Genomic DNA, 6233 nt, shown 5'->3' on the forward strand with positions numbered 1-6233 from the left:
TTGTTTCAATAAATTTGCGCTTCATTTCAAAAACTTGAAAAAAGAACTCATAGTCATAACTGGTGGTCCTGGAACAGGGAAAACCACAATAATTGATGCACTCATCGAACAGGGCTATGCGTGTTTTCCTGAAATTTCCCGACAAATAACTTTGGAAGCCAAAAAACAAGGCATTGAACAATTATTCCTTGAGAGGCCTTTGATGTTTAGTGAATTACTGTTGGAAGGAAGAAAGAAGCAATATCAACAGGCTAACCAAGACACAGCTGAGATTGTTTTCATGGACAGGGGAATTCCAGATATTTTGGCCTATATGCATTACATTGGAGATAGTTATCCGGCTTTTTTTGATCAGGCCAGCAGGGAACATTCGTATTCAAAGGTTTTTGTGCTCCCGCCCTGGGAAGAAATTTATGAAAGCGATGAAGCACGTTATGAGAATTACGAACAGGCCAAACTCATTTTTGATCATTTGATTGAAACCTATGAAAAATACGGTTATCAACTTATCGAGGTTCCTTGCGGAACTGTTGAAGAACGCATTCATTTCATCTTTGGCCATCTTTCATAATACACTTTTACTGTAACGGCAACCAAATCTTATTTTATATCTTTACCATTAGAAAATATCACCCTGAGTTTAGTCGAAGGGCATAACAATTATCCTTTGAGTAAAGCTTTAGAAATACTTCAACAATACTGGAAACACGATGTTTTTCGTGAATCGCAGGAAGAAATCATAAACTCGGTTTTGGACGGAAAGGACACTTTTGCACTAATGCCAACCGGCGGGGGAAAATCAATTTGTTTTCAGGTGCCTACCCTTATGCAGGAAGGAATTTGTTTAGTTATTTCGCCATTAATTGCTTTGATGCGAGACCAGGTTGAAAATCTGCAAAAAAAAGGGATCAAAGCCATCGCTTTAACGGGAGGAATTCATCACGATGCCATTATTGATTTATTGGATAATTGTCAGTTCGGAAATTATAAATTCTTATATCTTTCTCCCGAGCGCCTGCAAAACGAATGGATTTTAGAGCGCATAAAAAATTTGCCAATAAATCTTATCGCCATTGATGAAGCGCATTGTGTATCGCAATGGGGTCATGACTTTCGCCCGGCTTACTTAAAGATTGTACAACTTAAGGAATACTTTCCAAAAATTCCTTTTTTGGCTTTGACCGCTTCGGCTACGTTGAGGGTTAAGGAAGATATTATCGAACAGCTTAAGTTGGATAACCCACACGTTTTCTCGAAATCATTTTACAGGGAAAATATTGCGTACATGGTTTTTGAAACTGAAGATAAGCTGCACCTTTTGCAACAAATTTTACATAAAAATCCGCTACCTTCTATTATATATGTAACCAATAGGAAATCCTGCCTGGAAACAGTTCATCAATTGGAGAGCCACAATTTTACTGCGACATATTATCATGGCGGATTATCTTCAAAAGAGAAAGAAAAACACATGAAACGTTGGATGGAGGAAAAAGTTCAGGTAATGGTTGCTACCAATGCTTTTGGAATGGGAATTGACAAAGCCAATGTGAAAACCATTATACATTTGCATTTGCCTCAAAACCTGGAAAACTATTATCAGGAATCAGGACGCGCGGGACGAAATGGCGAGAAAGCATTTGCGGTTCTGCTCAATAATCCATCAGATGTTTTGCATGCCGAAGCGCAATTCTTGAGTGTGTTACCAGATAAGGCTTTTTTAAATTTGGTTTTTTCCAAATTATGCAGCTTCTTTCAAATTGCCTATGGCGAAGGCATAAACGAGCAGTTCAGCTTTAACTTAAATCAGTTTTGTACCAAGTATACTTTTCCAACATTGAAAACGTATAATGCTCTTGTGTTTTTGGACCGGCAGGGCGTTATTAATTTGTCTCAGGAATTTTCAGAAAAAGTTAGTATTCAGTTTATTATTCCGTCTAAAGAAGTGATTCGATACATGAGCCTTAATACAGCAGATGAAGAAATCATCCTAACCATTTTAAGAACCTATCCCGGAATTTACGATATGCAAACTGCTTTTAATCCAACATTAATTGCCAAAAAATCGAACACCGATGAAAAGATTGTGCTTTCACTTTTGCAGAAATTAAAAGAAAAACAGATTATTGATTTGATTTCCAAAAACAATGATGCGACAATTACGCTTAACGAAGTCCGCGAAGATGAGCGCACTATAAACAGGGTTTCCAAACATTTGGAAGCACAGAATAAACTAAAAACCGAGCAGCTTCAAGCAGTATTACATTATAGTAAAAATACCAAAACCTGCAAGCATAAGTTGCTGATGCGCTATTTTGGCGAAACTATAAAAGATGATTGCGGTATTTGCTCGTATTGCATTTCGAAAAACGAAAAAAAACAAAGCCCGGAAAGTATTTCTGAAAAAATTGTGGAACTTTTGAAAATGCAGGATTTCAATTCGAGAGATATTCAAAAGCTAACCAAATTTCCTAAAGACGATGTTATCTTTACACTTCGGAATCTTTTGGAAAATGATACGATTAGTATCAAATCAAATAATTTATATTCTTTAAAATAAGCATGGAAAAGTTACGCATTGTTTTTATGGGAACTCCCGAATTTGCTGTCGGTATTTTGGATACTATACTAAAGAGCAACTATAAAGTTGTTGGAGTAATCACCGCTGCTGACAAACCTGCCGGTCGTGGCCAAAAGATTAAATATTCGGCTGTAAAGGAATATGCATTGGAACACAACTTAAAGTTATTGCAACCTACCAATCTTAAAGATGAAACTTTTTTGGTAGAATTAAAAGCTCTGGATGCTAATTTGCAGGTTGTGGTTGCCTTTAGAATGTTGCCGGAAGCAGTTTGGAGAATGCCAAAATTGGGAACCTTTAACCTTCACGCATCGTTGCTGCCAAACTATCGCGGCGCGGCGCCAATCAATTGGGCAATTATCAATGGAGAAACTAAAACCGGCGTTACTACATTTTTTATAGATGATAAAATTGATACCGGAGCGATGATTTTGAATAAGGAAATCGGAATTGGTCCGGATGAAAACGCGGGAGCGCTTCATGACAGACTAATGCTTTTAGGGAGTGAAGCTGTTTTAGAAACTTTATCACTGATTGAAAAAGGAAAAGTTCACACAACAACTCAACAAGATAATCCGGAAATAAAAACGGCATATAAACTAAACCGTGACAATTGTAAAATTGATTGGACAAAATCGGCAACCGAAATTCATAATTTGATACGCGGATTGTCACCTTATCCATCTGCTTGGTGTTTCTTTAAAGATAATGAGCAAGAATGGAATGTGAAAATCTACGAGGCAAAGATTATTTTTGAAAACCACTCTTATATTATAGGTAGGATTATCACAACCAAAAAAGAAATTAAAATTGCTGTGAAAGAAGGCTTCCTCGAAATCTTAAGTATTCAATTTCCAGGAAAGAAAAAAATGCAGGTAAATGAGCTCCTAAATGGTATTGCTTTTTCAGAAAAAGCGCAAGCAGAATAAGGACTCGGAGCTTTTTTAAATAAAAAAATCGATAAAACGCCTGGGTTTATCAACAAATGAACTAAGTTATCAACAAATATTTGAAAAAAAGACGAAAACGCTTGTCTAGTAAGGAATTCCTTTTAAATTTGTTATCATTAACAAAATGTTTAACCAACAATTAATAACTAACATTATGAACAAATCAGAATTAATCGATGCAATTGCAGCTGACGCAGGAGTAACAAAAGCAGCAGCAAAATTAGCTTTAGAATCATTTTTAGGTAACGTAGCCGGTACTTTGAAAAAAGGTGGAAGAGTATCTTTAGTAGGATTCGGATCTTGGTCAGTATCTAAAAGAGCTGCAAGAGACGGAAGAAACCCTCAAACTGGAAAAACTATCAAAATTGCAGCTAAGAATGTAGTTAAATTCAAAGCTGGTGCAGATTTAGACGGATCAGTAAACTAAGAATTTTATTCAATTGAAATATAAACCATCCCGACCAATCGGGATGGTTTTTTTTGTTTTTTACCTTAATAATTTGGTTTCTACAAATATTTTTACCAACTTTATTAAAAATTAATTGCAAATGATTTCGGAAAAATTAAAGAAAGGAGTGCTTTTATTAGCGGAACCATCTATCATTGGCGACTTGTCTTTTAATAGATCTGTGATTTTACTGGCTGAGCATACTAATGAAGGTTCTGTTGGTTTTATTCTGAATAAACCCCTCAAATACAACATCAAAGATTTAATTCCCGACATCGAATCCGAGTTTAAAATCTATAATGGCGGCCCGGTTGAACAGGATAATCTGTATTTCATTCATAACATCCCTGACTTAATTCCAAATAGCATCGAAATATCAAATGGGATATTTTGGGGTGGCGATTTCGATTTCACTAAAAACCTAATCAATAGCGGCGTCATAAAGAAGAAAAATATCCGCTTCTTTCTCGGTTACACAGGTTGGGATGCCGAGCAATTAGAAAATGAGATGCAGGCGAATTCATGGATTTTGGCTGAAAATGTTTATGAGAATAAGATTTTGGAGAAATCATCCAGCCATTTTTGGAAAGATAAAATTGTAGAATTAGGCGGTGATTACCTTATTTGGTCCAATGCCCCGGAAAACCCTACTTTGAATTAAGCGTCAATCAACGTATTTAATTTGTGCAACAATTTTTCTGACAAGGCCATTCCAAACTCTTTTTTGCGGTATTTAGTAATAGGCTGAATTCCAATGATAACATTGGTAATAAACAATTCATCTGCTTTTTGTAAATCGAAAGGGGAAATTGCTGTTTCCACCATATCTATTCCATCAAGTTGTCTGGCTATTGCTATAATTTGTTTTCTCATTATCCCATTTAAGCAGCCTTCAAAAATTGGCGGTGTTATCAATGTATTTCCCATTAACATAAACAGATTGCCATTGGCCGCCTCAATTACATTTTTGGCTTCATTAATAAGTAAGGAAGAATCCAAATGGTTTTCTTTGGCAAAAATACTTGCCGTTACATGCGTAATTTTATTCGCTGTTTTAATCGTTGAAAGTAATTGCTTTGGAACAATAAAGTCTTTGTATAAATCAACTTCAAATTGATTTTTGGCAATTTTATAATTTATGCATTCCAGCTTCGTTGCCTGAACGACAAAGGAAATCGAATTGTTTTCAGGTAAATAAAATCCGCCTTCATTTCTAAAAACAGTTAATCTGACTCTTGCGGAATCGTGGATTTCGATTACTTCCGCTAGTTTTAATATTTGTTCCTCGAGGTATTCCATAGTAAAGGACATCGGAATTTCCATTCTAATAATACGCATCGAAGCCATTAATCGAAAATAATGATCTTCAAAAAATAATATTTTATTGTTTACAATCTTTAAAGTTTCAAAAATGCTATCACCATATAAGAATGACCTATTTAAAACCGTTAATTGTATATCTGAATTGTGAATTACACCATTAAAATTAATCATAAAAAAATCCCGCTTATAAACGGGACAAATATAACTTTTAAAAAATTGATTTTAAATAGAACCTATGACGTGTTTCAAATCGGAAATTTGGTTTTCCCATAATAATCTCGATTCAGCTAACTCATCTTCTTCCGCAAAATCAACAACCATCAAAGAAACATCCTTCGTAATTTCATCTTCTAAAATCCGTAATTCAAAATAATAATCAGTATCTTTTTTTTCTTCGTCAACCCACTTAAATTTTACTTTTTCATCTGTTTTTTTCGAAGCTAAGCGTGCATTTTCCTCCAAATCATCCCAGGTAAAAGTAAAATATTCACCCCTCGAATTAACATTATCCGCAAACCATTCCTGTAAACCTGAAGGTGTTGAAATATATTGATATAATAATTGTGGGGAAGAATTTAGGGGAAATTCAAGCTCATAACGTATTTTACTATTCATGTTCAAACAAATTTTTTGGAAATATAAAGAATATAAAATCAAAAAAGAACCTTTTTTAAAAATAAAAAAAATACGCGTTATAAGTTTGTAACCATTGATAATAATTTTATATTTGCACCCGCAATCAGGGATTGTAGTGTTATGGCGAGGTAGCTCAGTCGGTTAGAGCGCAGGATTCATAACCCTGAGGTCACGGGTTCAACTCCCGTCCTCGCTACACCAAAACCCCTTAATATTCAGGTATTAAGGGGTTTTTTATTGAAAGTCAATCTTATTAGAGTTTTACGGAGTAAGGAAATGGAGTAAGGAATTTTAT

7 protein-coding genes and 1 tRNA gene are annotated in these 6233 nt (G+C 35.0%); 6 read left to right on the forward strand and 2 right to left on the reverse strand.

All coding sequences use genetic code 11. The features are described from left to right. Nucleotides 1-34: 34 nt before the first annotated feature. The 5 genes from Q0Q99_RS07700 to Q0Q99_RS07720 all read left to right on the forward strand — a co-directional run bounded on the left by Q0Q99_RS07700 (nucleotide 35) and on the right by Q0Q99_RS07720 (nucleotide 4640). A complete protein-coding gene (locus Q0Q99_RS07700; RefSeq protein WP_293893864.1) occupies nucleotides 35-571 on the forward strand; it encodes an AAA family ATPase in 537 nt (178 codons plus the stop codon). Nucleotides 572-667: 96 nt separating this feature from the next. Next, nucleotides 668-2560, forward strand: coding sequence for an ATP-dependent DNA helicase RecQ (locus tag Q0Q99_RS07705; protein WP_293893866.1), 1893 nt, complete (start codon nucleotides 668-670; stop codon nucleotides 2558-2560). Between the two features lie 2 nt (nucleotides 2561-2562). Then, complete coding sequence (gene fmt / locus Q0Q99_RS07710; protein WP_293893870.1) at nucleotides 2563-3510, forward strand: methionyl-tRNA formyltransferase; 948 nt, start codon at nucleotides 2563-2565, stop codon at nucleotides 3508-3510. A 145-nt stretch (nucleotides 3511-3655) separates the two neighbouring features. Then, nucleotides 3656-3958, forward strand: a complete 303-nt coding sequence (locus tag Q0Q99_RS07715; protein ID WP_293893873.1) for an HU family DNA-binding protein — start codon at nucleotides 3656-3658, stop codon at nucleotides 3956-3958. A gap of 121 nt (nucleotides 3959-4079) precedes the next feature. Further along, entirely contained in the window at nucleotides 4080-4640 is a 561-nt protein-coding gene (locus tag Q0Q99_RS07720; protein WP_293893876.1) for a YqgE/AlgH family protein, read from the forward strand. On the opposite strand, the gene Q0Q99_RS07725 is transcribed toward Q0Q99_RS07720, so the two are convergent. Next, nucleotides 4637-5473, reverse strand: a complete 837-nt coding sequence (locus Q0Q99_RS07725) for an aminotransferase class IV (protein WP_293893878.1) — start codon at nucleotides 5471-5473, stop codon at nucleotides 4637-4639. The two genes, Q0Q99_RS07720 and Q0Q99_RS07725, sit on opposite strands and share 4 nt — an antisense overlap. Before the next feature lie 51 nt (nucleotides 5474-5524). Beyond that, nucleotides 5525-5917 (reverse strand): START-like domain-containing protein, encoded by a 393-nt coding sequence (locus Q0Q99_RS07730; RefSeq protein ID WP_293893881.1) that lies wholly within the window; start codon nucleotides 5915-5917, stop codon nucleotides 5525-5527. Between the two features lie 143 nt (nucleotides 5918-6060). Here Q0Q99_RS07730 and Q0Q99_RS07735 point away from each other — a divergent pair. Continuing rightward, nucleotides 6061-6134 (forward strand) — tRNA-Met (locus Q0Q99_RS07735). Nucleotides 6135-6233: the final 99 nt, after the last annotated feature.

This window comes from Flavobacterium sp. (assembly GCF_025352425.1).
In the GTDB taxonomy this organism is placed as follows: domain Bacteria; phylum Bacteroidota; class Bacteroidia; order Flavobacteriales; family Flavobacteriaceae; genus Flavobacterium.

Coding starts and splice junctions, on each gene's coding strand:
- fmt (WP_293893870.1), top strand. CDS start 2,563: ATGGAAAAGTTACGCATTGTTTTTATGGGAACTCCCGAATTTGCTGTC.
- Q0Q99_RS07715 (WP_293893873.1), top strand. CDS start 3,656: ATGTTTAACCAACAATTAATAACTAACATTATGAACAAATCAGAATTA.
- Q0Q99_RS07720 (WP_293893876.1), top strand. CDS start 4,080: ATGATTTCGGAAAAATTAAAGAAAGGAGTGCTTTTATTAGCGGAACCA.
- Q0Q99_RS07725 (WP_293893878.1), bottom strand. CDS start 5,473: ATGATTAATTTTAATGGTGTAATTCACAATTCAGATATACAATTAACG.
- Q0Q99_RS07730 (WP_293893881.1), bottom strand. CDS start 5,917: ATGAATAGTAAAATACGTTATGAGCTTGAATTTCCCCTAAATTCTTCC.